This window comes from Cohnella nanjingensis (assembly GCF_014212125.1).
In the GTDB taxonomy this organism is placed as follows: domain Bacteria; phylum Bacillota; class Bacilli; order Paenibacillales; family Paenibacillaceae; genus Cohnella; species Cohnella nanjingensis.
This window is the reverse complement of sequence record NZ_JACJVP010000005.1, coordinates 111,507-137,561: the sequence shown is the minus strand read 5'-3', so window position 1 is coordinate 137,561 and position 26,055 is coordinate 111,507. Positions and strand designations below refer to the sequence as shown.

The 26,055-nt window shown below is 62.8% G+C and carries 28 protein-coding genes and 1 riboswitch; of the genes, 7 read left to right on the top strand and 21 right to left on the bottom strand.

What is annotated here, in order from left to right:
• Positions 1 to 93 precede the first annotated feature (93 nt).
• The 5 genes from glyA to H7C19_RS04425 all read right to left on the bottom strand — a co-directional run bounded on the left by glyA (position 94) and on the right by H7C19_RS04425 (position 3,979).
• A complete protein-coding gene (gene glyA, locus H7C19_RS04445) occupies positions 94 to 1,344 on the bottom strand; it encodes a serine hydroxymethyltransferase (RefSeq protein WP_185141377.1) in 1,251 nt (416 codons plus the stop codon).
• A gap of 32 nt (positions 1,345 to 1,376) precedes the next feature.
• Positions 1,377 to 1,991 carry a TIGR01440 family protein gene (locus H7C19_RS04440; protein WP_185141376.1) on the bottom strand — a complete coding sequence of 205 codons (615 nt, stop codon included), beginning with the start codon at positions 1,989 to 1,991 and terminating at the stop codon, positions 1,377 to 1,379.
• Positions 1,992 to 2,031: 40 nt separating this feature from the next.
• Positions 2,032 to 2,490 carry a ribose 5-phosphate isomerase B gene (gene rpiB, locus H7C19_RS04435; RefSeq protein WP_185141375.1) on the bottom strand — a complete coding sequence of 153 codons (459 nt, stop codon included), beginning with the start codon at positions 2,488 to 2,490 and terminating at the stop codon, positions 2,032 to 2,034.
• Between the two features lie 185 nt (positions 2,491 to 2,675).
• Positions 2,676 to 2,757, bottom strand: a riboswitch (ZMP/ZTP riboswitch).
• A 40-nt stretch (positions 2,758 to 2,797) separates the two neighbouring features.
• Positions 2,798 to 3,376, bottom strand: a complete 579-nt coding sequence (locus tag H7C19_RS04430; protein WP_185141374.1) for a low molecular weight protein arginine phosphatase — start codon at positions 3,374 to 3,376, stop codon at positions 2,798 to 2,800.
• A gap of 45 nt (positions 3,377 to 3,421) precedes the next feature.
• Positions 3,422 to 3,979, bottom strand: a complete 558-nt coding sequence (locus tag H7C19_RS04425; protein WP_185141373.1) for a manganese efflux pump MntP — start codon at positions 3,977 to 3,979, stop codon at positions 3,422 to 3,424.
• Positions 3,980 to 4,234: 255 nt separating this feature from the next.
• On the opposite strand from H7C19_RS04425, the gene H7C19_RS35165 reads away from it, so the two are divergent.
• Positions 4,235 to 4,375: a hypothetical protein gene (locus H7C19_RS35165; protein ID WP_185141372.1), complete on the top strand. Its 141-nt coding sequence runs from the start codon at positions 4,235 to 4,237 to the stop codon at positions 4,373 to 4,375.
• Between the two features lie 468 nt (positions 4,376 to 4,843).
• Here the strand turns inward: H7C19_RS35165 and H7C19_RS04415 are convergent, their stop codons facing one another.
• From H7C19_RS04415 to H7C19_RS04395, 5 genes are all read right to left on the bottom strand, one after another.
• Positions 4,844 to 5,971: an L-threonylcarbamoyladenylate synthase gene (locus H7C19_RS04415; RefSeq protein ID WP_185141371.1), complete on the bottom strand. Its 1,128-nt coding sequence runs from the start codon at positions 5,969 to 5,971 to the stop codon at positions 4,844 to 4,846.
• 52 nt (positions 5,972 to 6,023) lie between these two features.
• Positions 6,024 to 6,749, bottom strand: coding sequence for a stage II sporulation protein R (gene spoIIR / locus H7C19_RS04410; protein WP_185141370.1), 726 nt, complete (start codon positions 6,747 to 6,749; stop codon positions 6,024 to 6,026).
• 459 nt (positions 6,750 to 7,208) lie between these two features.
• On the bottom strand, positions 7,209 to 8,093 hold the full coding sequence (gene prmC / locus H7C19_RS04405) for a peptide chain release factor N(5)-glutamine methyltransferase (RefSeq protein WP_185141369.1): 885 nt from the start codon (positions 8,091 to 8,093) through the stop codon (positions 7,209 to 7,211).
• Between the two features lie 229 nt (positions 8,094 to 8,322).
• A complete protein-coding gene (prfA, locus tag H7C19_RS04400) occupies positions 8,323 to 9,396 on the bottom strand; it encodes a peptide chain release factor 1 (RefSeq protein ID WP_185141368.1) in 1,074 nt (357 codons plus the stop codon).
• Positions 9,397 to 9,439: 43 nt separating this feature from the next.
• Positions 9,440 to 10,333: a DMT family transporter gene (locus tag H7C19_RS04395; RefSeq protein ID WP_185141367.1), complete on the bottom strand. Its 894-nt coding sequence runs from the start codon at positions 10,331 to 10,333 to the stop codon at positions 9,440 to 9,442.
• Positions 10,334 to 10,460: 127 nt separating this feature from the next.
• On the opposite strand from H7C19_RS04395, the gene H7C19_RS04390 reads away from it, so the two are divergent.
• Positions 10,461 to 11,342 (top strand): LysR family transcriptional regulator, encoded by an 882-nt coding sequence (locus tag H7C19_RS04390; RefSeq protein WP_185141366.1) that lies wholly within the window; start codon positions 10,461 to 10,463, stop codon positions 11,340 to 11,342.
• Positions 11,339 to 12,301 (top strand): helix-turn-helix transcriptional regulator, encoded by a 963-nt coding sequence (locus H7C19_RS04385; protein WP_185141365.1) that lies wholly within the window; start codon positions 11,339 to 11,341, stop codon positions 12,299 to 12,301. Before H7C19_RS04390 ends, H7C19_RS04385 begins: the two co-directional genes overlap by 4 nt.
• A 176-nt stretch (positions 12,302 to 12,477) precedes the next feature.
• On the opposite strand, the gene H7C19_RS04380 is transcribed toward H7C19_RS04385, so the two are convergent.
• The 4 genes from H7C19_RS04380 to H7C19_RS04365 all read right to left on the bottom strand — a co-directional run bounded on the left by H7C19_RS04380 (position 12,478) and on the right by H7C19_RS04365 (position 16,231).
• On the bottom strand, positions 12,478 to 13,329 hold the full coding sequence (locus H7C19_RS04380; protein ID WP_185141364.1) for a stalk domain-containing protein: 852 nt from the start codon (positions 13,327 to 13,329) through the stop codon (positions 12,478 to 12,480).
• A gap of 202 nt (positions 13,330 to 13,531) precedes the next feature.
• Positions 13,532 to 13,921, bottom strand: coding sequence for a hypothetical protein (locus tag H7C19_RS04375; protein ID WP_185141363.1), 390 nt, complete (start codon positions 13,919 to 13,921; stop codon positions 13,532 to 13,534).
• Positions 13,922 to 14,058: 137 nt separating this feature from the next.
• On the bottom strand, positions 14,059 to 15,159 hold the full coding sequence (gene ychF / locus H7C19_RS04370; protein ID WP_185141362.1) for a redox-regulated ATPase YchF: 1,101 nt from the start codon (positions 15,157 to 15,159) through the stop codon (positions 14,059 to 14,061).
• 121 nt (positions 15,160 to 15,280) lie between these two features.
• Positions 15,281 to 16,231 carry a DUF6612 family protein gene (locus H7C19_RS04365; RefSeq protein ID WP_185141361.1) on the bottom strand — a complete coding sequence of 317 codons (951 nt, stop codon included), beginning with the start codon at positions 16,229 to 16,231 and terminating at the stop codon, positions 15,281 to 15,283.
• A 54-nt stretch (positions 16,232 to 16,285) separates the two neighbouring features.
• Between H7C19_RS04365 and H7C19_RS04360 the strand changes: the two genes are divergently transcribed.
• The gene (locus H7C19_RS04360; RefSeq protein WP_185141360.1) at positions 16,286 to 16,429 is read left to right on the top strand and encodes a hypothetical protein; all 144 of its coding nucleotides are present in this window, start codon (positions 16,286 to 16,288) and stop codon (positions 16,427 to 16,429) included.
• A 673-nt stretch (positions 16,430 to 17,102) separates the two neighbouring features.
• Here the strand turns inward: H7C19_RS04360 and H7C19_RS04355 are convergent.
• From H7C19_RS04355 to H7C19_RS04340, 4 genes are all read right to left on the bottom strand, one after another.
• Positions 17,103 to 18,359, bottom strand: a complete 1,257-nt coding sequence (locus H7C19_RS04355; RefSeq protein WP_246469305.1) for a molybdopterin-dependent oxidoreductase — start codon at positions 18,357 to 18,359, stop codon at positions 17,103 to 17,105.
• Positions 18,360 to 18,376: 17 nt separating this feature from the next.
• Complete coding sequence (locus H7C19_RS04350; protein WP_246469304.1) at positions 18,377 to 19,417, bottom strand: sensor histidine kinase; 1,041 nt, start codon at positions 19,415 to 19,417, stop codon at positions 18,377 to 18,379.
• 17 nt (positions 19,418 to 19,434) lie between these two features.
• Positions 19,435 to 20,169 (bottom strand): response regulator transcription factor, encoded by a 735-nt coding sequence (locus H7C19_RS04345; RefSeq protein WP_185141357.1) that lies wholly within the window; start codon positions 20,167 to 20,169, stop codon positions 19,435 to 19,437.
• Between the two features lie 75 nt (positions 20,170 to 20,244).
• Complete coding sequence (locus tag H7C19_RS04340; protein ID WP_185141356.1) at positions 20,245 to 20,697, bottom strand: hypothetical protein; 453 nt, start codon at positions 20,695 to 20,697, stop codon at positions 20,245 to 20,247.
• A 362-nt stretch (positions 20,698 to 21,059) separates the two neighbouring features.
• Between H7C19_RS04340 and H7C19_RS04335 the strand changes: the two genes are divergently transcribed.
• Positions 21,060 to 21,794 carry a hypothetical protein gene (locus H7C19_RS04335; RefSeq protein ID WP_185141355.1) on the top strand — a complete coding sequence of 245 codons (735 nt, stop codon included), beginning with the start codon at positions 21,060 to 21,062 and terminating at the stop codon, positions 21,792 to 21,794.
• Between the two features lie 87 nt (positions 21,795 to 21,881).
• Here the strand turns inward: H7C19_RS04335 and trxA are convergent, their stop codons facing one another.
• Positions 21,882 to 22,193 carry a thioredoxin gene (gene trxA, locus H7C19_RS04330; protein WP_185141354.1) on the bottom strand — a complete coding sequence of 104 codons (312 nt, stop codon included), beginning with the start codon at positions 22,191 to 22,193 and terminating at the stop codon, positions 21,882 to 21,884.
• Between the two features lie 132 nt (positions 22,194 to 22,325).
• Positions 22,326 to 22,751, bottom strand: a complete 426-nt coding sequence (locus H7C19_RS04325; RefSeq protein WP_185141353.1) for an RrF2 family transcriptional regulator — start codon at positions 22,749 to 22,751, stop codon at positions 22,326 to 22,328.
• Between the two features lie 284 nt (positions 22,752 to 23,035).
• On the opposite strand from H7C19_RS04325, the gene H7C19_RS04320 reads away from it, so the two are divergent.
• Positions 23,036 to 23,677 carry a DsbA family oxidoreductase gene (locus tag H7C19_RS04320; protein WP_185141352.1) on the top strand — a complete coding sequence of 214 codons (642 nt, stop codon included), beginning with the start codon at positions 23,036 to 23,038 and terminating at the stop codon, positions 23,675 to 23,677.
• Positions 23,678 to 23,844: 167 nt separating this feature from the next.
• Here H7C19_RS04320 and H7C19_RS04315 read toward each other — a convergent pair whose 3' ends face one another.
• Positions 23,845 to 24,753 (bottom strand): LysR family transcriptional regulator, encoded by a 909-nt coding sequence (locus tag H7C19_RS04315; protein ID WP_185141351.1) that lies wholly within the window; start codon positions 24,751 to 24,753, stop codon positions 23,845 to 23,847.
• A gap of 122 nt (positions 24,754 to 24,875) precedes the next feature.
• Here H7C19_RS04315 and H7C19_RS04310 point away from each other — a divergent pair, with 122 nt between their 5' ends.
• Positions 24,876 to 26,000 (top strand): YeiH family protein, encoded by a 1,125-nt coding sequence (locus tag H7C19_RS04310; protein WP_185141350.1) that lies wholly within the window; start codon positions 24,876 to 24,878, stop codon positions 25,998 to 26,000.
• Positions 26,001 to 26,055: the final 55 nt, after the last annotated feature.

The following is a 26,055-nucleotide window of genomic DNA, read 5'->3' as shown; positions in this document are numbered from 1 at the left end:
CCATCCGTCAAACGGAAAGCGCCCATTTTCCATCAAGTGACAGAAAATGGGCGCTTCGCGGCCCGCCCGATACAGGGAGAGCCTGGCGTTCGATTAGTATTGCAGTTCCGGATACAGCGGATATTGCGCGGTCAGATCGCGCACCATCTTGCGGGCTTCGTCCAGCTTGGCTTCGTCTTGCGGGTTCTTCAGCGTGAGGGCGATGACCTTGCCGATCGTCTTCATCGCGTCGACGCCCATGCCGCGGGAAGTGACCGCCGGCGTGCCGATGCGGACGCCGCTCGTGATGAACGGGCTCGTCGGGTCGAACGGGATCGCGTTCTTGTTGACCGTGATGCCGACCGAGTCGAGCACGTGCTCCGCGTCCTTGCCGTTAATGTTCAGATTGCGCGTGTCCACCAGCATCAGGTGGTTGTCGGTGCCGCCGGAGACGAGGTTCAGTCCTTCCGCGGTCAGCGTGTCCGCGAGCGCCTTCGCGTTCGAGACGACGTTGGCGGCATAGTCCTTGAAGGACGGCTGCAGCGCTTCGCCGAGCGCGACGGCCTTGGCCGCGATGATGTGCATCAGCGGTCCGCCTTGGGTGCCCGGGAAGACCGCTTTGTCGATCGCGGCCGCCCATGGCTTGCGGCAGAGGATCAAGCCGCCGCGAGGACCGCGCAGCGTCTTGTGCGTCGTCGTCGTGACGAAGTGCGCGTGCGGCACCGGAGACGGATGCTGGCCGCCGGCGACGAGGCCCGCGATGTGCGCCATGTCGACCATGAGCAGCGCGCCTACGTCCTGGGCGATCTGACCGAGCGCTTCGAAGTCGATCGTGCGCGGATAGGCGCTGGCGCCCGCTACGATCAGACGGGGACGATGCTTGAACGCCGCTTTGCGGACTTCATCGTAGTTGATCGTGAAGGTCTGCTCGTCGACGCCGTAGGCGACGAAGTTGTAGAGCAAGCCGGAAGCGTTGACCGGGCTGCCGTGCGTCAAGTGGCCGCCGTGCGCCAGATTCATGCCGAGCACCGTGTCGCCCGGCTTCAGGACGGCGAGGTAGACGGCCAGGTTCGCTTGCGCGCCGGAGTGCGGCTGCACGTTCGCGTGCTCCGCGCCGAACAGTTCCTTCGCGCGGTTGCGCGCGATCTCTTCGGGAATGTCGACATACTCGCAGCCGCCGTAGTAGCGCTTGCCCGGGTAGCCTTCCGCGTATTTGTTCGTCAGGACGGTGCCCATCGCTTCGAGCACGGCTTCGCTGACGATGTTCTCGGAAGCGATCAGCTCCAGGTTGTCGCGCTGGCGGGTCAGCTCCAGGTTCATGGCTTTGACGATCTCAGGGTCTTGATTGCGCAGATGTGCGGTCATCGGAATCCTCCTCAAGGTATAAGTTCATAGGGTTAATCGCATGTATTCGAATGCCGGTCTTCCTCCGGAGGCAGCGCGTATACCGCACGTTCTCCGCCGATCAGCTTCGGCCGGGCGTACGCCATCGTCACGCGGGCCTCGCCGACCCAGCGGACGCTCGGCCGCACGGGCACGGCGATCGGCCGCAGATGCATGCCGATCAGCGTCTCGCCGATATCGAGGCCCGCGTCGGCCTGCACGGCCTCGACGAGGCAGGGGTCGCTCAGACGGCGATACGCATAGGCGGCCATCGAGCCGCCGGCCTTCGGCATCGGTACCGCCGAGACGACCGTCCAGCCTTTCGCAGCCGCCAGCGCCCTCTCCGTCACCAGCGCGCGGTTCAGATGTTCGCAGCATTGCCAGACGGCGTGAAAGCCGACCCGAAGGCGTACGCGGTCGACGCCCGCATAGATGTCGCGGGCGACGGATTCCGCGCCGGACGTGCCGATGCGGCGGCCTTGCACCTCGCTCGTGCTGACGCCGAAGACGATCGTCTGCCCTGCGGCGAGGCGTCCGGCTTGAACGAGCTCGCCGAGCGCTTGCTCGACTTGGTCCGCGATCGAGGCCGGTGCGGACTCGCCGGTCCGCTGTTGTTCGGTATGCGTCATGCGCGCTTCTCCTCCCGGCAGTCTAAACTAGTTAAGCTAGTTAAGGGTGAAGGGAATATTGCTGCTCCAATGCTTTTACCTTACCCAATCGCCCAAGGTGGCGTTCTCCGGCAGAGAACGGCGTATCCAGCCAGACGCGGACGATCTCCTCCGCGAGCCCCGGGCCGACGACGCGTTCGCCCATCGCGAGCACGTTCGTGTCGTTGTGTTCGCGGGTCGCCTTCGCCGAAAACAGATCGTGCACGAGCGCGCAGCGGATGCCCGGCGTCTTGTTGGCGGCGATCGACATGCCGATGCCGGTGCCGCAGATCAGGATGCCCCGCTCCGCTTCGCCGCTGACGACCTTGTCGCATACGGGAACCGCATAGTCCGGGTAATCGACCGAATCCGCGCAGTTGCAGCCTACGTCGATGATCTCGTGGCCTTGCGCTTTCAGGAACGGAACGATGACGTCTTTCAGGCGGTAACCCGCGTGATCGGCGCCGATTGCGATTTTCATGCCTCGAATGTCCCCCTTCGTCGCGATTCGGCCGTGCGCCTTGGCTTCCGCAGCCGGCGAATCGTCTTCGACGACCGGCGGCCCTTTCCTGCGGAAAAAGGGGCTCTGCCGTCGCCTTTGGTCAGATGTATTATACCTAATTTGCTGCAAAAAGACGAAAAAGAGCACACGTGCGGATGCACGCTGCTCTTTGCCCAGGCGACCGGCCGTCATTCCGGTGCTCCACTGTGGTTAACCCCACTTGTGTCGCCAGTTACACCGGAACTGCAACTTGTAGCTTCATCATACCGAACGCGCCGGACAAAAGTCAATGGTTTTCGGGATTGCGAAAAGCCCGTTCCAGCGCTTCGCGAATCTCCTCGGCGCAAGCCTCGTAAGCTTCGAGCGGTCCGCCGAAAGGGTCCGCGATATCGAAGCTCGGCAGCCGCCGCTCCAGTTCCTGGAGCTTCGCCCGGTCCGCATCGGAGAGCGGCTTGCCCAGGACGTGCTGCATCTGCCATTCCGTATAGATCCGCTCCGCCTCCGCGATGTCTTCCATCACGGGATGATCGCGGTAAGAGAATTCCATCAGGGTATGCGTCTTGGACAGGGCATCGGGGTACCGTTCGACGATCGCCCGCTTGTGCGAGCCGGTCATCGTCAGGATCACGTCCGCCCAAGCGACCTCGCTGCCGGTGAGCGGCGTGGCGTGTCCCGGCAGGGCCACGTTCCGCTGGCGCAGCGTCTTCGCCGCATGCGAAGAGATCGGCATGCCCGAAGCGGCGGCTACACCCGCGGAGCGAACCTCGAGCGGCAGGCCGTCCCGGGCCGCTTGCGCGCGGAGCATCGCCTCGGCCATCGGACTCCGGCACGTATTGCCCGTGCAGACTAGCAGAATGCGTTGCATAAGCGTTCTCCTCCCCTACGCAGACGTCAATTCATGGTGAATTAGTTATATCAGAAAGAGGAGGCCGAACGCAAACAGGATCACGCCGCCGCACGCTTCGCCATAACCGCCCAGCGACCGGCTCACGCGCCGTCCGAGCATCAGGCCGAACACGCTCATCACCCCGCCGAAAAACCCGAACATCATCACCGTCAGCAGCATATGCGCCGAGAACATGCCGAGCGATACGCCGACGGAGAACGCGTCCACGCTGACGCTGAGCGCGAACACGAGCATCCCCCAGAGCGTGCGGTGGTTGAAGGAAGCCACCGACTCGCCGCGCAGCGCGCTGTAGACCATATGTCCGCCCAGCAGCAGCAACAGTCCCCCTGCAGCCGACGTCGCCACGCCCCCGAGCAGCACGCTGACGTACTGACCGGTGAACATGCCGGCCAGCGGCATCAGCACATGGAAGAGCGCGATCATCGAACTGAGCTTGAGCACGTCCAGCTTCCGGACGCCCCTCAGACCGATCCCAACGCCAAGCGAGAAAGCATCCATCCCCAGCGCGACCGCCATAATGACGATCGTAAGCATATGTCCCGCAGCGACGTGCCACTCCATGGCTCTTCCCCCTTCGTCCCGCGAGCAACCTGTCCCGGGCCTTGCGCTAAGACCAACATATGCGGACAAGGGCTCGATCATGTCTCTGCGGGGAGGCCGTTGGGTGTGGGCGCCAGGTTGGCGGCAGATCGGAGGACGGGGAGAAGGAGCATGCAAGGAGACCTGTGGGCGTTGGGCGCTGGTGGTGGTGGGGCTGGTGGTGGGGGGCTGGTGGTGGGGGGCTGGTGGTGATCGGCTATTGGTGGTGGGGGGCTGTTGGTGGTGGTTGCTGTTGGTGGTGGTTGCTGTTGGTGGTGCTTGCTTTTGGTGGGGCTAGTGGTGATGCTGTTGGTGGGGCTGGTGGTGATGCTGGTGGTGATGCTGTTGGTGGGGCTGGTGGTGATGGGCTGGTGGTGATGGGCTATTGGTGGTGGGGGGCTGTTGGTGGTGGTTGCTGTTGGTGGTGCTGTTGGTGTGGTAGTGTTTTGGGGGTTCGCGGTCAACGGTTGGTGGTTGCGCGGCGGGTCGGGCGGTACCTCCCGCACCTCCCTCTCCCCCCATTTCGCTGTTCCGCCAATAAGCTGCATTTGTACAACAAATTCAAGCCGGAATCGCTTAAAAAGAGGAATTAGTTGCATTTGTACATCTAATTTAAGGAAAAACTCGGTTTTACTCAAAATGCGTCCCAATAAGATGTACTTTTACAACTCAACCTGCCGGAACGCGGTTGTCAGGCTGAATTAGTTGTACGTTTACAACTAATCGCCCCGGTAGGTAGCCTCAAAGAAGACGCGGCCTCCCTCTACACACCTTCGGCACGGGGACGGAACGGCGCTGCGTCGCTATGGACACTCAAGCCGTTCAATCCCCTTCGCCCGGTTCGCCTCATGCTTGAAGCACGTGGCCGCCAGCCGCCTTGCGCAGACGGTTCATGAGCGCCGCGCCGATGCCGTCCTCGGGATAGCCTTCGGCGACAATGTAGCCGAGGCCCCGATCGTCGCACTCCCGCAGCGCCGCATACAGCGTCTGCGCCGCCTCGCCGGGCTCGGCCCGGCTGCCGAGGACGAGCACAGCGTCCGCGCGGTAGTCGCCCGCATGCTCCGCGCAGGCCAGGATGCCGACGCTGAGCCCGCGCGCGCGGGCCGCGTCCGCGGCGGACTGCACGGTCGCGCGCATCGGCGCGGCGTCGCCCGTCACCAGCACCATCTCGCCCTGCGGCGCGTAATGGGTATACTTCACGCCTGGCGAACGCGGTGCCGTCTCGGCAGCCGAGCCGTCGTCGGCGCCTGCAGCGCCGGCATCGCCGGAAGGCGCAACCTCTCGCGCCGCTTCGCCGACGTCGCCGACGTCACCGCTGCCGCTCTCGACGCGTACGTCCGGGCCGGCGGCCGCGCGGAGCTGCTCGGCGGTGACGCCGCCCGGACGCAGCACGTGGACGACGTCGCCCATCACGCGGACGACGGTCGATTCGAGGCCGACGCCGGTCGGCCCGCCGTCCAGCACGCCGTCGATGCGGCCGTCCAGGTCGTCCAGCACGTGCCGCGCCAGCGTAGGGCTGGGACGGCCCGAGCGGTTCGCGCTTGGCGCCGCGATCGGGCAGCCCGCCGCCGCGATCAGCCGGCGCGCCGTCTCGTGCGCGGGGACGCGCACGGCGACCGTGTCAAGCCCGGCCGTCACCCGCGGCGACACCGCGCCGGGCAGCGCCGGCAGCACGAACGTCAGCGGACCCGGCCAGAACGCCGCCATCAGCTTCCGTTCCAGCGAGGACACGCCGGCCGCCAGGCCGTCCAGGCCCGCCGCATCCGCCAGATGCACGATCAGCGGATTGTCGGACGGCCTGCCTTTGGCCGCGAAGATGCGCTCCACCGCTTCGGTGCTCCGCGCGTCTCCCCCGAGTCCGTACACGGTCTCGGTCGGGAACGCGACGACGCCGCCCGCGGCCAAGGCCGAGGCGGCTTCGATCAGGCCGGAATCCAGTCGCTCCGGCGCCCAATATTGCGTCTGTCTGTTCATCGTAGAATCCATCCTTGCCTTGCCGATAATACGACGATTATATCATAGCGGCTTAGGAGAACAACGCCCGGAGAAAGGCGAACAGCTTCTCCAGCAGCACCCACAGGAAGAACTTCGCGTGCGGCTTCTCCTGCTGCTGCGCTGCCGCTTGTTTTTCGGCGCCGCCCTGGGCCGTCTTCGCGTTCGACTTGACCGCTTGCGCTTTCGGCTGCTTGTCGCCCTTCGCGGAAGCTTGCTCGACCTTCGCCTGATCCGGGCCGGCATCCCGGTCGTCGGCTGCAGTCGCCGCCGTCAGACAGAGCGGCGGGAACAGCACGCACCACCAATTGGCCCCCTTGCCGTCGCCGAGCGTGACCCGCAGCGCTTCATATTTGCCGGCCGGGTATTCCTTGCCTTCGAACGTTTTCGTCGGGAAATCCACTTTGGCGAGCACCGTTTTGGCGGCGTAACCGGCTTTCTCTTTTTTCAGCACACGGTTAGCGGTCTTCTCGACTTCGTCCAGATGGGACTTGATCAGAGATCGCGCATCCTCGATCGTATCGGGCATCGCGCCCCAGGAATCGATCAGCCGGGCGACTTCGTCGCGCACTTGGCGCTTGACGGCTTGGTCGCGGTCGCCGTCGGAATTGGCGATAATTCGAATGCGGATCGCTTCATTGGGGATCAACGCGTCCCCTTCCGCGTCCGCGGCTGCATTGCGTACGGCGAAAGTAGAGAAACCAACGACACCGACCAGAAAAAGAAGAATAAAAGGACCATAATGGCGAAGACCACGCATCGTTCTCGCTCCTCGTGGGCACCCGTCGGCGCCGTCGATGCGTTCCGGAACGTCTTAGCCATCATTATGTCCCGTTGGGAAAACTATAAACCTCGCAATCTCGCTTTTTATTCGGCGGAAAGGGAGCTTCGGAAGAGAGTGCCTGCTATCGTGTCGGACGGGGGAGACTGAAGGGAGAAAACGGCAAAAAACCGCACCTCGAGCGCCGTTAGGCACCTCGGACGCGGTCTGGAAACAAGTCTACGGAGCGCATGGCCGATAGAAAATGCGGTTCGCTGCGGCGGACAGCGCGCAACTGCAGGTCGCCTACGGGCTCCTCTAGCGGAACGCAATGCGATCGCCTAGCATGGTTCGGCCTAGCGGCGCCAGCCGTCGCTATCGCTTGACGCTTGACGACCGCAATTCGGCCAGGGTCGCCCCGCTCGCTTCTCGGCACGCGATATCCGCAGCCCGAACTCCCTAACGGATAGCTAGCACGTGCCGATCGATGCCCGCGTAATCCCGGACGAAGCGAATCTCGCTCCAGTCTCCCGCGTCCCGCAACAGCTGCGCGGCATCCTCCGCTTGATGAATGCCGACCTCCCAGGCCACCAACCCGGGCATGGACGGGAGGCGTCCGAGCTGGGCGGCCATCCGCCGATAAGGCGCCAGCCCGTCCGGGCCGCCGTCGAGCGCGAGATGCGGCTCGTGCTCCCGCACTTCGCGCTGCAGTCCGGGCATGTCCGCCGACGGGATGTACGGCGGATTCGAGACGAGCACGTCGAACGCCCGCTCCTGTCCGGGCGCCAGGAACGGCTCCAGCAGGTCGCCCTGCACGAATGCGACCTCCGCGCCTAGACGCGCCGCGTTGGCGCGCGCGACCGCGAGCGCTTCCGGCGACAGGTCCGAAGCCGTCACCTGCCAGGACGGCCGCTCCGCGGCCAGCGTCACGGCGAGCGCCCCGCTGCCGGTGCCCACGTCCAGGGCGCGCAGCGGCCCCGTACGGCCGCCGAGCCGCTCGTCCGCGACCGCCAGCACCGCTTCGGCGAGCAGCTCCGTCTCCGGCCGCGGGATCAATACGGCGGCCGATACGTCGAATCGGCGGCCGTAGAAGTGCTGGCTGCCCGTGATGTACTGCACCGGCTCGCCCGCCGCTTTGCGAGCCAGAAGCCGGTCCCACGCTTCCCGCCGATCCGCCGGGAACGGCTCCCGCATGTCGCGAAGCAGCCGAGCCTTGTCGCGATCGAGCAGGTGCGCCAGCAGCAGCTCCGCATTGGCGTCCGCCTCGTCCACGCCCGCCTCCCGCAGCCGCAAAGCCCCTGCGCGCCATGCCTCTCCGATCGATTCCACTTTCTCCACGTTCATCTCCGCCTTCCATCTCCGCCCCGGCTATGCCATCCCTATCGATCGGATGTTCCCGGAACCGTCGCGCCCGCCGATCCGGCAATCGGCCGGATGCCTCCGTCGATCCCAGAACCGGCCGATCGCCGCGCCCTCGCGCAAACGAAAAGCGGCCAAGCCTCCCGAGGAAGGTGGCCGCCGCCCGTTGCGTCATTCAACTCATCTTCCCGCTGCGGCAGTCAGATCCGCTTCATCAAGCCATGCCTTCCCGCTCCAGCAGATCGGTCTGCTCGGCGAGGGACAGCGCATTGACGATATCGTCCATGCTGCCGTTCAGCACGGAATCGAGCTTGTGCAGCGTCAGGCCGATCCGGTGATCCGTCACGCGGCTCTGCGGGAAGTTGTACGTGCGGATCCGCTCGCTGCGGTCGCCCGTGCCGACCTTCTCGCGGCGCTCGCCGGCGTACTTCGCTTCTTCCTCCTGGATCTTGATGTCCATGATCCGGGTGCGGAGCACCTGCAGCGCCTTGGCCTTGTTGTCGTTCTGGGACTTGCCGTCCTGGCAGGTCGCGATGATGCCCGTCGGGAGGTGCGTCACGCGCACCGCGGACTTGGTCGTATTAACCGACTGGCCGCCGGCGCCGCTCGAGCAGAACGTATCGACGCGGATATCCTTGTCGAGGATCTCGATGTCCAGTTCTTCGGCTTCCGGCATGACGACGACCGTCGAGGTCGACGTATGGATGCGTCCGCCGGATTCGGTCTCGGGTACGCGCTGCACGCGGTGGGCGCCGCTCTCGAACTTCATCTTGCTGTACGCGCCCTGTCCGTTGATCGTGAAGATCACTTCCTTGAAGCCGCCGAGATCGCTCACGCTCGCTTCGAGCAGCTCCGTGCGCCACCCCTGCGCGTCCGCGTACTTCGCGTACATGCGGTACAGCTCGGCGGCGAACAGGTTCGCTTCCTCGCCGCCCGCCGCGCCCCGAATCTCGACGATCACGTTCTTGTCGTCGTTCGGGTCCTTCGGCAGCAGGAGGACGCGCACGCGCTCCTCCAGTTCGACCTTGCGCTCAGCGAGTTCCTCGATCTCCATCTTCACCATGTCGCGCATCTCGTCGTCCAGCTTCTCTTCGAGCATCGCCTTGGCGCCGCTCAATTGCTCGACGACTTGCTTATATTCCAGGTAAGCCTGATAGGCTTCCTCCAGGTCCGATTGTTCCTTCGCATACGAACGCAGACGAGACGAATCGTTCACCACGTCGGGATCGCACAGAAGCTCGCTCAGCTTCTCATATCGGTCCGCCAGCACTTGAAGACGGTCCAGCACTTCACTCAACCTCCGTATAAATCGTAATCGTCCCTCTATTATATCACATCTCCGCAACTTTTTGCGGGATATCGGCCGCGAGGGAACGTTTACGGGCTTGCCAGTTGACGAGAAAGATCCCGACGCAGATGAGCGCGCCTCCCGCGCCTACGTAGGCGTGAAGGGGCTCGCCCAGCATTCCCCAGCCGGTCAGCACGCTGAACAAAGGAGCCAGGAACAAGAACGCGCTCGTCCGCCCGGGATCGGTCTGCCGGAGCAGATAGGTCCAAGCCGAGAACTGTACGATCGAGCTGATCAGCACCAGCCAGAGCATGACGCCTGCGGAAGCAAGATTCAGCTCGAAATGCGGGTGCTCCGACAAGGCGCTCAGCACGAGCAGCACGACGCCGCCGGCCAGCATCTGGTAGCCGCTAAGCACCCACACGTCGAAGGAAGGACCCCACCGCTTCATGAGCAGCGCTGCGGTCGCGAAGAATACGGCGCCCGCGAGTCCGATGAACGTGCCCGGCTGCACGTGGAAATGGGTTCCGAACGTGCAGACGACCCCGGCCAAGCCGAGCGCGACGCCCGCCCATTGCCGCCCGCCGTAACGCGCGCCCAAGAATAGGGTGCCCAGCACGATGACGAGCAGCGGATTCACGAAGATCAGGATGGCCGATTCCCCCGAGGTGATCCATCTCATGCTGTAATAGGCGCATCCCATCACGCAGGCGGAGTTGAACGTGCCGAGCAGCGCCATTTTCCCCCACGCGCGCGCTCCGCGCGGCTTCGGCCGCTTGATCGTCGCGAGCGCCATGATCCCGCCCGCCAAGACGAAGCGTATACCCATCAGGAGAAAGGGCGACGCGTAGTCGAGTCCCAGCCGGCCGACCGGAAACGCCGTCCCCATCGCGAATGTCGTCAGTAACAATAAAGCCGCAAATGTTTTCTTGCTCATCCCCGCAACCTCCTATCGATGCCTTAGAGGTATTGTAACGCCGGCTAGCATTCATATATAATAGTCATTATTAATGCTTGCAATCACTCACAATGATATCAGGCCTGCAGAGAAGGAGACGATGAGCATGGAAAGCGGCGATCTCCGCGTCTTTCAAGCCGTCGCGGCGGAAGGCTCGATCACCAAGGCGGCGGCCAAACTCAACTACGTACAGTCCAACGTCACCGCGCGCATCCGTCAATTGGAGGAAGATCTGCATACGGTGCTGTTCCACCGGCACAATCGCGGCATGACCCTCACCGCCGGCGGCAAGTCGCTGCTCGAATACGCGAACAAAATACTCGGCCTGCTCGAAGAGGCCTCCCGCGCCGTCACCTCCTCGACGGAGCCGCGCGGACCGCTCGCGATCGGCGCGACCCAATCGTGCGCCGCGGTGAGGCTGCCTCTGCTGCTCGCGCAATACCACCGCCGATATCCGGACGTCTCGCTGTCCCTCTCGACGGGGCATTCCTCGCAAGTGCTCGACAAAGTTCTCCGCTACGAGGTCGACGGCGCCTTTCTCTCCGGACCGGTCCCGCACGACGAAGTCATCGCGATCCCGGCGTTCGACGAGGATCTCGCCTTGGTCTCCGAGTACGGCATGCAGGAATTGGCGGATGCGGCGGCGAAGCCTATCCTGGTATTCACGGACGGCTGCCACTATCGCTCCGTCTTGGAGGAATGGCTGCGGAACAACGATTGGAAGTCGCCGCAGATCATGGAGTTCGGCACGCTCGAAGCCATCATCGGCGGCGTCTCGGCCGGACTGGGCATTACGCTGCTGCCGCAAAGCGTCGTGGCGCAGTCGGCGGCGGCGGGGAGCGTCCGGACCCATGACGCCGCGATGCTGCCCCACACGATTCGCACGAACTTCGTGATGCGCAAGGACGCCTTCGTCAGCCGCCCTTTGCAGCTGTTCCTGGACGAATTGACGGCGAACCAAAGCCTGAATGAGGAGGCCCTGCCTTGAAGCTTGACCGCTTGCTTGCCATTACGATGCTGCTGCTAAACCGGAGCAGGGTCAGCGCCAAGGAGCTGTCCGAACGGTTCGAGGTATCCTTGCGGACCGTCTACCGGGACATGGAGACGCTGGGGCAGTCGGGCATCCCGATCATCTCGTATGCCGGCGTGGACGGCGGATACGAGATCATGGACCGTTACCGGCTGGATCGGCAATACCTGTCGCTCGAAGAGATGCAATCGATCGTCGTCGCCCTCAAGGGCATTCAAGGCATCCAGGGCGCGCTCGAGGACAAGGAGATCGGCGGACTGCTGGACAAGGTGGGCGCGCTGCTCGCAAAGTCGGAGCAGGAGAGGGTCGAGGAAGCGAACCGGCAGATCTCGATCGACTTCAACCCATGGCGGTCCGGCGGCGAGGGAGACAAAGAAAAACTAGGCATCGTGCGGCAAGCGATTCGGGACAGCAAGGTCATCGAATTCGCCTATACGAGCGGAGACGGCGCGCAGACGGTGCGCTCGTGCGAGCCGATGCGCGTCGTGCTGCGGGGCTATATCTGGTATGTATACGGCTACTGCCTCATCCGGCAGGACTTCCGCGTGTTCCGGCTATCCCGGATTCGCGAATTGAAGCCCTCGCAGGAGACGTTCGCGCGCCGCGAAGATCCGCGGGAGAACGCCGACCTGACCATCGGCCGCGATGCGGCCTCCCTCCGGGCTTCCGTCCCGATGGTCGAGCTGCGGCTGCGCTTCGCTCCCGCGGCAGCGGCGAGAGCCGCCGATTCGTTCGATGCCCGGGAGCTCACGAACGAACCGGACGGATCCGTGCTCGTCCGCGCCATGCGGCCGGATCAGCCCTGGCTGATTCCCTATCTGCTCGGATTCGGAACCGACCTGAAGGTATTGGAGCCGGCGTCCGTAGCGCTCGCGATTCGACGCAAGGCGGAAGAGATCGTCCGGATGTATGAATGATCGGCGCTCGGCGGCATCTCGGCATCTCTCCGTCTCGTCCTCCATTTATTGGACAGAACGACAAGCAGAACGTTTCTCCTGCAGGAAATGCGCCTGTTCCGCCAAAAGCAAAAGCGGCCCCGAGGGGCCGCTTCGTCGTTGTGTGAAGAAGAAGTTAGCGTCGTTCGTTCATGCGGTTAAGGCTGCGTCGGCGCCTGCTCCGGGATGACCACGAGGAGCTCTGCCGCGCTCTGCGGCGGGATGCTCTTCGTCGTGGCCGGGCCGTAGTACGCGCGGATCTTCGCGCCCTTCTTCACGTCCTCCAGCTTGATCGGTTCGCCGGACGGGCTCACCACGAGGGTGTTCGCGTCGACGTTCAGGATGACGCTAGATGCCGCCGCGTCGCCTTCTGCGCTGCCCAGTTGGACGCTCCAGCCGGCATCCGTCTTCTCGATCGCGCTGACCGTATCTTCCTTGATCAGACGTTCCGGACCGACGACGATCTTGGCCGCATGCGACTGGCCGGGGAAGCTCAGCGCGACGATCGGACCGTAATCGGCCGTCACGTGCGTGCCGGGCTTGATATCCTTAGCGAGCTTGGCGGCGCCCGTCTCGTCGACGACGACCGTATCTTTATCCGCTTTGAGGATCATGTAGTCGACGCCGTCGTTCTGGCTCTTGCCTTGCACTTCCAAGCTGACCAAGTCGTTATCGGCTTTGGCACTGATGACAACGCCGCTCAGATGGAGCAATTTCTCGTCCACTTCTCCTTGTCCTTGTCCTTTCGATTGGAGATCGAACTGCTTGCCCTGCTGGCTCCACTTCAGCTCGTAGCCGAGCGCGTTCGCGGTATCGCGGAGCGGCAGGTAAGCCTTGCCGTCTATGTAGACCGGCTCCAGGGATGAGTAGGTCGAGCCGTTCACGGACACTTTGATATCGTGGCGGAGGAGACCGCTAACCTTTTGCGTGAGATCCGCGGCGCCGACGACGGCCGAAGTGCCGAGCAAGCCTACTGCGGTCAGAACGACAACGAGTTTTTTGTTTTTCATGAGGGGAAAAACTCCTTTCCATGTCTTGTCTTGGAGATGATTGCCTATCCCCTTGACGAGCCCGCCCGCGAAAAGGTTGCAGCGTCGCCGAAGAGATCGCGGAGATCGCGGACTATTGCTGGCAGACGGCGAGAGCAACCGTTTTATTTTGCGCAGAAAATAAAAAGAGCCCCTTCAAAAATGGAAGGGGTCGTATGTATTCCTAATTCGCGACTAGCTTCTTCAAAAGCCGAATATCCGTAGAATGATCTTCGACCGTAGCGGCCAGTTCGTTAAACACCGCTTCATGCTCCGTATTTTTAGCGACCTGTTCGAAAGTGGCGTCTACCTTTATTTCGATTCTATCCAGCTTCTTTTCGACACTGTCCAGCTTCTGTTCGAATTTCTCCTGATTCTTTTCGACGCTGTCCAGCTTCTGTTCGAACTTCTCCAGCTTCTGTTCGAACTTCTCCTGATTCTTTTCGACGCTGTCCAGCTTCTGTTCAAACTTCTCCAGCTTCTGTTCGAATCTCTCCTGATTCTTTTCGACGCTGTCCAGCTTCTGTTCCATACGGTCGAGCTTATCCACGATCATACGCAGCATCTCATCCACCGGATCACCGCCTTCTTGGTTGATTATACCACAAGAAAAGGAAGGGGTTCATCACGAATCAAAAAACAAAGCGCGATCCTCCGAAGGTCTTCCGACCCTAGGAGAACCGAGCTTATGAACAGAAACAGGTCCGTCCGTTAGACGTTGAAGCGGAAGTGCATGACGTCGCCGTCGGCGACTACATACTCCTTGCCTTCGAGACGCAGCTGGCCGCGCTCGCGGGCCGCCGCCATCGATCCGGAGGCGACGAGGTCCTCATAGGACACGACTTCCGCGCGAATGAAGCCGCGCTCGAAGTCCGTATGGATAACGGCTGCCGCCTGGGGCGCCTTAGTCCCCTTGCGGATCGTCCAGGCGCGGACTTCCTGCACGCCTGCGGTGAAGTAGGTGTACAGGCCGAGCAGCTTGTAGGCGGCGCGGATGAGACGGTCCAAGCCGGACTCGGTCAGGCCGAGCTCCTCGAGGAACATCTCGCGGTCCTCGCCCTCCAGCTCGGCGATCTCCGATTCGACTTTGGCGCTGATCGGCACCACCTCGGAGCCTTCGGCGGCCGCGAATTGGCGTACGCGCTGGACGTATTCGTTGCCGTCCGCGTTCGCGGCTTCGCCTTCGCTGACGTTCGCCGCGTAGAGCACGGGCTTGATCGTCAGCAAGTGCAGATCGCGAACGATCAGCTTATCCTCGTCCGAGAGGTCGACGCTGCGCGCCGGCTTCTCTTCGAGCAGGGCGGCATGGATGCGCTCTAACACTTCGATCTCCTGGGCGTACTTCTTGTCCCCGCCCTTCATGTTCTTGCGGGAACGCTCCATCCGCTTCTCGACGGAGTCGATGTCGGCGAGGATGAGTTCCAGGTTGATGACCTCGATGTCGTTGATCGGGTCGATCTTGCCCGCGACGTGCGTGATATTCTCGTCCACGAAGCAGCGCACGACGTGAACGATCGCGTCGACCTCCCGGATGTTGGCCAGGAACTTGTTGCCGAGACCTTCGCCGCGGCTGGCGCCTTTGACGAGACCGGCGATATCGACGAACTCGAACGCGGTCGGCACGATCCGGTTCGGCGTGACGATGTCGGCTAGCTTCTGCAGCCGCTCGTCAGGCACCTCTACGACGCCGACGTTCGGATCGATGGTGCAGAACGGATAGTTGGCCGATTCGGCCCCCGCTTGCGTAATGGCATTAAATAACGTCGACTTGCCGACATTGGGCAAGCCTACGATACCACAGGACAGTGGCATGGGTACACGCTCCTGACTCCTTGCGGTCCCGCGCGCGGCGAGTGTCCGCTGCGGCCGTCAAGCTGTTCAATACTACCGGACATTATACCGGAACGACGGTCGGTCCGTCCACCCGAACGCGTTAAGGGTTCAGGAGGGACGGGTCCTCCAGATCGTCCAGCGTCCCGAGGTTGCCTTCGTCCGCGGCGGGATCGTCGATCGGCGGATCGAGGACGGGCGCCTGCTTCGCGGCGTCGGGCACGACGATCGGCGTCACCGCGTTCAGCTTGTCATAAGTGCCGGACAGCGTCTGGCGAAGGGTTGAAGGCTTGCCTGCCTCGTAATCGATCGTCATCTCGGATTCGATGCTGTATGCCAGCGGCATACGCTTCGCATCGTCCAACGTGACGCTGACCTTCAACGATTGGACGGCCACGCTCTCCCGCACCTTCGCGTCCAGGCTGCCCAGATCCAGCGTCCCTTCCAGCACGCGGTTCAGAAACGCTTTGGCTTCCGGTCCGCTTCCTTCGTACCGCAGGACGTCCTGTTCCCCCTTCCGGGTCAGGACGAGACCGGAGCCGAGCTTGGAGATCTCCCTCATCGCTTGGGCGGGATTCGTCTGGTAATCGGACAGCGTCTTGACGACTTCGTCGGCCTGGTCCGGGGCCAGCTTGCCCCACTCCGTCAACTCCGGATCGTAGACATAGTAAGCGCCGGGCTCCAGAATCGCGCGCAGCGACGACTTCGCGCCATCCATGTCGCTCGTCACGTTCTGATCGACCCGCAGCGGGGAGCACTCAACCTTGCCTTCGTTGTCGACCTTCAGGTCGGACGCCTCGGCCGCGCCCCCGCTGAGCTGTTGGGAGAGCTGCAGCGTGTAGGCATAAGTGGACAAGCCCTCGGCCGCTTGGGCCGCCTTCTCCAGCATGTCGAGCGCTTCCGAGGAAGCCGTCGGCGAAGCGGAAGGAAGTGATGCGGCCGGCGCGGCAGGACTGCCGGAAGCCGGGGACGCGGAATTCGAACATGCGGCGAGCGAGACGGCCAGGAGGAGCGCGCCGAGCGCCGCCAACGGTCGTTTCGGTATAGGGGACATAACGGTTATAGCCTCCTTTATTCGGTTAACCTACATCGCGAGGAGGGATGCCCAATGGAGAACAAGACGCATCAAGGCAATTATGAAGGCACGACGAACATGGCGGCCAAAAACCAAGACATGGCCTTCGTGAACGACACGCTCGAGCGGACCAAATCGGTCGCTCCCGTTCCCAAGAAGAAGAAAAAATCGGACTGACCCCCTGCATGCAACGAAGCAACGGCTGCCGGCCGTTGCTTTTTGAGCTTGCGGGCCCGGCAGCGTTCCTCTACGGTAACATAGCCTCATGACCCTCACAACCTTCTCGGCGATCCACTTTCACCCAGTCGCTTAGAGCCGAGAGGCCGGACGGACGTCGCGACCGTACGGAGCGAACCATGCCTAGCGCCTTTCGTGAATGGAGCGGTTATTCGCCTTACTCGCCAGATGTACACGCCTCCGCCTCGAATAAGGCGGTTTTTCCGCCTTACTCGCCCGATCTGCACGCCTCCGCCTCGAATAAGACGGTTTTTCCGCCTTACTCGCCAGATGTACACGCCTCCGCCTCGAATAAGGCGGTTTTTCCGCCTCACTCGCCCGATCTGCACGCCTTCGAATCGAATAAGGCGGTTTTCCCGCCTTACTCGCCGAATCCATACGCCTCCGCTTCGAATAAGGCGGTTTTCCCGCCTTATCTCGCCCCGCCCGCAGCAACCTCCTCCGCCGAGATCCCTCAGACCCCGAGCAAAATGGAGGCCTGTTTGTGCAACCCTGCAAAAAAGGCACCTCTGAAAGGGTGCCATGCCATCGCCGTTTTCGTTGTCCGCGCGCGCGGCGCGTTACGGGCTATTCTTGTTCATCTGCGCGAAAATCGTCTCCACCTGGGAGCCCCCTAAGCGCGTACCCAGGCGTCGTTGTCGTACCCCCGCTCCTCCCAATAACCGGTGTGCGGCCGGTCGATCAGCTCGATGCGATCCAGCCATTTGACCGATTTGTACGCGTACATCTTCGGAACGATGAGTCTCACCGGTCCGCCGTAATCCCGATGGATCGGCTTGCCGTCGTGCAAGACGGCGACCAGGACGTCATCCATGCCCGCCTGCTCCAGCGACAGCGCATCCGTATATTCGCCGTCGCCCGAGTAGAACTTCACGAAGCGCGCCTCGGGCTTCACCCCCGCGACGTTCAACAGCTGGACGAGCGGGATGCCTTCCCAGGTGTTGCCGTAGACCGACCAGCCGGTCACGCAGTGAAAGTCGCTCACCTGCACGCGCCGCTTCAGCGCTAGGAACTGCTCCCAGCTCCAATCCGCAGGGCGCTCCACCAGTCCGTCCAGCGTGAACCGCCACGTGCCGGAGTCGAACTTGGGCAGCGGCGTCACGGTATAGACCCGGAACCGGCCTTGCGCCCCGCCGCCGACCACCTGCCGCGACTCGGGCAGCGGCTCCGGCGCGGGCAGCATCCGGTTCGGATCCGACTCCCCCGCTTCGATGCTGCCGCTGCCGCCGGCGCCGGCGAACGAATTCCCAAGCCACTTGAAGAAAGACGGCGCCACGGCTGCCGTCAGCGCGATGCCGACCGACCAGCGGACGAACTGCTTGCGGCTCATCCACATCTGCGGAGACGCCGCCGGATGCAGCCCCGGGCGACCGCTGCCGCTAACGGCCGGTTCCTCGGTATCCGCGCGGACGGTCCGGCGTTCCGGCTTTCGCATCCAGCGCATGCGCGTTACCGAATGATAAGCCGCATAAGGCAATCCGACCCAGGTCAGCAAGTCGTGGACGACGAGCGCGTTGTTCGCCCAGCGCGGCGGCAGATGCCGAAATTGCCACAGCACGATACCGGACAGCAGCCAGCCGGCCAACAGCGCGATGACGAAGGCCAGATTGCCCCGCTGCCGGGGGCGCTTGCGCAACTGCTTCACATGCCGGCGCATGAGCGGACCGTAGAGCGCGAGGAGGACGCCCGTAACCAACCCGACATAGATATGGATTTGCTTGATCCAGACGCGCCCTTCGCCGAGCCAGCCCCTGGCCGCCCCCCACGACAGAACGAGCCCCGTGACGGCCAGCGCGACGACGAGCCAAGCGTTCCAGCGGTGCAGATCCGTAAGCTGCTTGCCTAGACCGGGCTTCTTCCGTTCGCTCATTTTCTCTCCCCCTCGGATCATCGTCCCTTCGCCAGGCGGAGGGTGAACCAGAATTCGCTCCCTTCCCCTTCGCGGGAAGAGACGCCCATCTTGCCGCCGTGCCGCTCGACGAGCGAGAGAGCGATCGCGAGTCCGAGCCCGGCGCCGCCTCCGTCCCGCTGGCGGCTCTGGTCCGACCGGTAGAACCGGTCGAAGATTCGGCCGCGCTCCGCCTCCGTCATGCCGGCCCCTTCGTCGCGGAGGCGCACCGTGATGACGTCCGGTTCCGGGCCGCGCTCCGCGGACCAGATCAGACGCCCGCCCTCCGGAGAATGGCGAATGGCGTTGTCGAGCAGATTGCCGGCGATCCGCCGCAGCTCGCTCTCGATCCCCCAGACGGCCGGAGGAGGCTCCGGCAACCACACGTCGACTTCCAGCATCTTGTCCTCCAGTTTCGGCCGATAGGCGTTCAGAGTGTCGATCAGCACGTTCTCGAGCGGCAGCTTCTGCGGCCGAAAAGGTTCCGCGCCGGCGTCCAGCTTGGAGAGGTCGAAGAGATCCTGAACGAGATGGCCGAGACGCATAGACTCCTTGCGCAGGACCTGCAGGTAGTCTCGCCTCGTCTCCTCGTCGCGAACGACTTCGTCCAGCAGCGCTTCGGAGTGCGATTGCAGAAGCGCGAGCGGCGTTCGCAGATCGTGCGCCACGTTCGCCACGAGTTCCCGGCGCGAGGCTTCCGAACGGGAGACCGCCTCGAAGCTGATCTGGAGCTGCCTGCTCATTGCGTTGAACCGTTCGGCCAGGAGACGGAACTCCGCCGGCCCGACGATCGGCACCTCCGCGCCGAATCGTCCGGCCGCAATCCGTCCCGAAGCCTCGCCGATCCGGACGACGGAGCGTTCCAGCGGCCGGATCATGACGAAATGAAGAACGAACGACAAAGCCCCCGCCAGTACGGTCGCGGCCCCCAGCCAAGCGAAGGTCGGCGCGCTGAGCAGCATTCGGCTATAGCAATAGAACAGCACGGCGAGGATCGACGTCAGACTGACCGCGTTGGCGAGCAGCAGATAAGAACGCAACCGGAGCCCGCGCCGCATTATTCGATCGTCCGCCCTTCGAATTTGTAGCCGATTCCCCATACCGTCTTCAGGAAAGTCGGCTCCGACGGATTCGGCTCGATCTTCTCGCGTAATCTACGCATATGTACGGTTACGGTCGTAGAGTCGCCCTCGAAAGCGATATCCCACACCCGGCTGAGCAGCTGGCTGCGGGAGAACACCTGCCCCGGATGCCGAACGAACCATTCGAGCAAGTCGAATTCCTTGGCCGTCAAGTCCACGTCCTCTCCGCGAATCGTCACGCGCCGCTGGGCGGGATAGAGCGACAGTCCTTCAAAGCGGACGTCCTCGGAGCTGTTCCCGCTCTCAAGCGCTTGGTGCCGTCGATGATCGGCCTCGTGCGGCCTGGGCGCCGAGCGCCGAAGAATGTTGCGGACGCGAAGCACGAGCTCCCGCGGGCTGAACGGCTTCGTCAGGTAATCGTCCGCGCCGAGCGTCAGACCCAGCAATCTGTCGCTCTCCTCGCCCCGGGCGGTCAGCATGATGATCGGAACGTCTTCCTCGTCGCGGATCGCCGAACAGACCTCCCAGCCGGACTTGCCCGGCATCATGAGGTCGAGCACGAGCAGATCGGGACGATGCTCATCCCACATCCTCATCGCGCGCTCGCCATCCTCCGCGACCAACACGGTATACCCCTCTCGCTCCAGATACCTGCGGCACACGTCCGCGATCTCCCGCTCGTCGTCCGCGACCAGCACCGTTGCGGTCATGCGTCCAGCCTCCTTTGCCCGACCGTTTCTATTCGAATTATAACACTCGGGCATGCCGGGCGGGCGGTCCGGCGGCTATTTGCCGCCCGTGGACATCCCATCTTTCTCCATCGTTTTCCCATCCATCGCCTTCATGCTTGCCTCCGGCGACATCGCGTCCTTCGCCTTCATGCTCGCCTCCGGCGACATCCCATCCATCGCCTTCATGCTTGCCTCCGGCGACATCGCGTCCTTCGACTTCATGCTCGCCTCCGGCGTCATCATATCCTTCGCCTTCATGCTCGCCTCCGGCATCATCGTGCCCTCCGCCTTCATGCTCGCCTCCGGCATCATCGTGCCCTCCGCCTTCATGCTCGCCTCCGGCGTCATCGCGTCCTCCGCCTTCATGCTCGCGGAAGGCGATGGCGTCGGCTGATCGTCCGCCTTGCCGCCGGTCCCGCATGCCGCTAGCGTACCCGCCAGCGCTGCCGTCAGGAGCAACGCCGCGATCCCCCGCGCGCGCTGCTTCTTCAGCTTCATTTCTCTCATCCCCTCAACGCCTCCTTCATTCTCTTTTCGGTTCAACGATACCGCCCAGGCGTAACGAGCCGCTAACCAATCGAGAACGAGGATCTTAAACGTTTCTTACGAAAGCCTTACGACCTTCCGCAGACCCTAGACGTGATCTTTCTATGTCAAGTAGAACCGGCTTTGCCGTCTTCTCGGAAGAGGGCAACACGTTTTTATCGGCGGTCATACAGAAATGGGTAGGCGTGAAACTTATCAATTCTGTATGACTAAAAAAATTTCCGCCAGCCGCAATTGACCGGAACATCTGCCCGAGTTTTGCGTCTAACGATGTACCTAAAGAATTTATAAAGTAAAAAAAAGGTGTAGGAGGAATGTATAGGATGCGCAAATGGCTCCCGCTGCTAACCGCGGTGGTTCTTGCGCTTCAATTGGCGGGCTGCGGCGCCGACGGGACCGACTCGAATTCGGCCTCGACGGATGTTCCTACCGCCTCTGCAGAAGCTTCTAAGTCAGCCTCTCCGTCCACCGATCCGGCATCGTCCGGCACTGCCGGCGCGTCGCCTTCGGCATCGGCTCCCGCAGGGGATCAGCCGACCGAGGCCGCGGCTTCCGGACCGGTCGAACAACTTAAGCGTGCAGCCATCGAGGCGGCCGAGGCGCTTCGGGACCGCGATCTGAAGCGGCTCTCTTCCCGGATCGACCCCGAGCTGGGATTGCGTTTCAGCCCATACGCTCACATGGACGACAAGCAAGACCAAGTATTCGCCGCGAGCGAGCTGCCCTCCTTCAAGTCGACCGACAAGCTCGCTTGGGGTACGCTAGACGGTTCTGGCGAAGCGATCAAGCTGACGTTCCGGGACTACTTCGAACGGTTCGTGTACGATCAAGACTTCGCCGGCGCGCCTACCGTCAGCGTCAACAAGCTCGTAGGCAAAGGCAACACCGCCTACAACGGCCAATCGGTCTACAAGAACGCGTCCTTCGTCGAATTCCACTACCCGGGCTTCGACAGCAAGCTGGAGGGCATGGATTGGGAGAGTCTGATCCTGACGTTCGTCCCCGACGGAACGGAATGGCGGCTCGTGGCGATCACGCATGCGCAATGGACCATTTAACGGTGAACTAGAAGGTTGGTTCAGCATCGCATAAAAAGAGCACCCCGTCCTCCCGGACGGGGTGCTCTTCGTCGATCCTGGGCCGGCTTACAGGCGGCCTTGGATCTTCGCTTTGAGGGAATCTTTGCTTTGCAGGCCTACGAGCTTGTCGACCGGTTGACCGTCCTTGAAGACGATCAGGGTCGGGATGCTCATGACGCCGAATTGCGAAGCCAGCTCAGGCTCTTCGTCTACGTTCACTTTCGCGATCGTAGCGGTGCCTTCCAGTTCGCCGGAAAGCTCTTCGACGATCGGAAGCTGCATCTTGCAAGGACCGCACCAAGGGGCCCAGAAGTCCACCAGGGATACGCCTTCGCCGACCGTTGCGCTAAAGTTGTCTTTGGTTACGACTACTGTCATGTGAATCCACTCCTTCTAAGAAATCAAAATATAGGCCAATCTCCATATGATGATCGGACCGATCGGACGACATCGCCCGCTAGCCCGCGGCATCCAAGCTGACTGACAGCCGTCAGACACTCTTACCCTTGCCTAAACGTGCTGACGCTCCTTGATCCGAGAGAGCATCTGGCCGATCGTAATCTCGGCAAAATACGCCTCGAGCTTCTGCTCCGCCCCGCAGAACACCGCGTTCATGACATCCTGCATGTTGGAGCCCACCATACAATCCATCTCCGGGTTGCCGCTGCACCAGCTGGGCGTCAGCGAACCTGAGGCCATCTCGCGGTAGATGTCCGCCAGCGTCATGTCCGTCGGATCCTTGATCAGCCGGTAGCCGCCGCCGGAGCCTTCGCGCGTCGCCACGTACCCGCTCTTGCGCAGAAAGCCGAGCACCTTCCGCACGCGCGCCGGATGGGTGCATACGTTTGCCGCGATCTCCTCGCTCGATGCCATGCAATCCGGCTTGTGGGCCAGCAGCACGAGACTGTGCACGGCAATGATAAATTCGCTGTTCATCTTGACACCGCCTCCCCGGGTGGTTACTGTAATACTAACAGTTACAGTTGGAGCTGTCAAGGGGGCCGGGTTCTAGTGTGCCGCAACGGACGGGAACCTATTCCGCCAGCCTTGCCAAGGCCGTTCGGAGCGGAAATTCGCCGTTCCGACGCATTTGGGCCGGAGGTTGGATAAGGCTCGCCACCAGCGCATTGTAAGGGCTCCGGCATTCTGTCATACTCAGTGTAATTGTTCAGTGACGCAGCCTGGTTCCAAAACCCACATCTATAAATGAGGTGTTGAACGTGCAAATCGATATTTATTCGGACATGGTCTGTCCGTGGTGCCGCATCGGCAAGAAAAACGTATTGGACGCCGTCTCCGAATGGACGGCGAAGACAGGCGAAGAAGTCGACGTCCGCTACCACGCCTTCCTGCTGGATCCGACGCTGCCCGAAGAAGGACTCCCGTTCGAATCGTCGATGTCCCGGAAAATGGGCGGGGCGGACCGCATCCCCGAGATGCTGCAGCGGGTGACCGACGCGGGTGCCGCCGTCGGCGTGACCTTCCGGTTCGACCGCGTTACGCGCATGCCGAATACGGTATTGGCGCACCGTCTGGCTTATCTCGCGCCGGAGTCCCAACGCGAGCAGTGGATCGATGCCGTCATGACCGCCTACTTCGAATACGGCCGCGACATCGCGAAGCCGGAAGTGCTGCTCGAGATCGCATCGGATCTCGGCCTGCCCTCCTTCGAGCTGGAGGCCGGCCTGACGGAAGGCCGCGGCGCGGAGGAAGTGCAGCAAGATCTCGACCACGCCTCGGCGATGGGGATCTCGGGCGTTCCTTTCTTCGTGCTGAACAACAAGTACGGATTGTCCGGCGCCTATCCCGCTTCCGAATTTTTGAAGGCGTTCGAGAAAATCGTTCAGCAACCGCAAAGCTAAGCTAAGCTGAAGTTCTCGAACGAAACGAAAAGCTAAGCTTATGCTCTCGAACGAAAAGAAAAGCTAAGCTGAAATTCATGAAGCCCCCGAAAAAGCCGTCTCCCCAGCTGCCAAGCTGCGAGACGGCTTTTTTGCGGTCGTCTTCCTTTCTCGGGGAACGGCGCGGTTCAGATCGTCGGCTCGGTCAGCAGCTTGTTCGTCTCTTCGCGCAGCGTCCGCAGGAACAGCTCCATCGTCCGCGTCCGCAGATCGCCTTTGCGCAGCAGGACATGAAAGCTCCGGCGTACCGGCAGCCCCGGCGCGGGCACCAGCTTCAGCGAACCGAGACCGAGCTCTTTGCGCAGCGCCCAGCGGGACTGCAGCGTGAGGCCGAGCCCGGCCTCCACGGTCTCCTTGATCAACTGCGTGCTTCCCAGCTCCATGAGGCGCGCCGGCCGGACGCCCCATTCCGCGAACATCCGGTCCATCGCGGCGCGCGTCCCCGAACCGGCTTCGCGGGCCATCCAGGGCTCCTCGGCGAGCCGTTGCGCGGACGCGGGCTTCACCCGTCCTGCGAGCGGATGTTGCCGGCCCGCCGCGATGACCATCTCGTCCTCCGCCAACCGGACGGCGTCGAGTCCCGTCCCGATCTCCTCCCCCTCTACGATGCCCACGTCCAGCTCCCGCCCGCGCAGCCGTTCCGCGATATCCGCCGTGTTGGCGATCGTGATGGACGGGGCGATCTCGGGATACGTCTCGTGCAATCGCGCCAGCGTGAGCGGCAGCATGTACTCCCCGAACGTGTAGCTCGCCCCGATCGCGAGCGGGCCGTGCGCGCTGCCCGTCAGCTCGTCGACCATCTCGCGCATCCGGGCATACAGCCCGTTAATCTCGCGGGCATGATGCAGGACGATCTCCCCCGCCCGGGTGAGAGAGACCGATTTGTTGTTCCGCTCCAGCAGTCGAGTCTCCAGCGCTTCCTCCAGCGCTCGGATATGCTGGCTGACGGCCGGCTGCGTCATATGCAGCCGCTCGGCGGCCCGCGAGAAGTTCCGCAGCTCCGCGACGGCAGAGAATACCTGCAACTGGATATCCATCGGCGATCCTCCCGTCCTTATCATAATCATTTACTTATCGTGACTATAATAATAATTCATTTTTCTTATCATACTAACGGAAGTATGATAGATGCAACCGAACCGAAAAGAGGTGCTTCCGCATGAACGCCACCGTTCCTTTTCCTTCTCCCGCGCCTTCCCCTAAACGATTCCAAGGGTTTCGCCATTGGCGGCTGCGCTCGACCGGCATCGCCGGCGGGTTGATCCTGACCTTGATCCTGATGCTGGCCGGGTGGCAGCTCGCCCGCGTGCCCGGACTCTCGCTCTTCGGGCCGATGGCCTGTACGCTGCTGATCGCCGCGACGTACCGGCATCTGTTCGGGCTGCCCGAGGCGCTGCGCCCCGGCATCCGCTTCTCGACGACGACCCTGCTGCGGACCGCGATCGTGCTGTACGGCTTGAAGCTGCCGATCGACGCCGTGCTGCAGCAGGGACTGCCCCTGCTGGCGCGGGCGGCAGCCACCCTCGCCTTCTCGCTGGCGGCGGGACTGCTGCTCGGCCGCCTCTTGAAGGCAGACCGGCAGCTGACGCTGCTGCTCGCCGTCGGCACCGGCATTTGCGGGGCTGCCGCCATCGCGGCCGTGTCCCCGCTCCTCGCCGCCAAAGAGCAGCGGACAGCGATGGGCGCCGGTCTCATCGCCGCCGTAGGCACGATCTTCGCGATCGCCTACATGCTGCTGGAGCCGCTCTTGCACTTGCAGGGCGCGACGTACGGCCTCTGGTCGGGCCTCTCGTTGCACGAGATCGCCCACGTCGCCATGGCGTCGGCCGCAGGCGGTCCGGACGCCATGGCGAGCGGCATGCTGGCGAAGCTGAGCCGCGTGTTCCTGCTCGTGCCGCTTTGTCTGGCGCTGCATTTCCGCCAGCGGCAGCTGGCCAAGCGTCAGGCGCAAGCCGCCGCCGCTGGCGATGCGGAGGCCGACCGAGCACGCGGCGTTGCGGCAGGCGCTCCCGCCGCCCGCGCGGCAGCTTCGTTCCCCTGGTTCCTGCTCGGCTTCCTCGCGATGAGCGTATTCGGCACAACGCATCCGGACGCCTGGCTGCCGCTGCCGAGCGGCTGGATGAGCGGCACTTCGACGCTCACCGCGGTGCTGCTGACGACGGCCATGGCCGGCATGGGTCTGAACGTGAACCTGCGCGAGCTCCGCACCGCCGTTCGGCCGATGATCGTACTGCTCATCGTCTCCGTCCTGTTGTCTGCGCTGACGTTGGTTACGTTGTTGTAGAGAAAATTTATACGGCTAAGCGTTAACCGGGTTAATCGAGGAAAACATGAGTGGT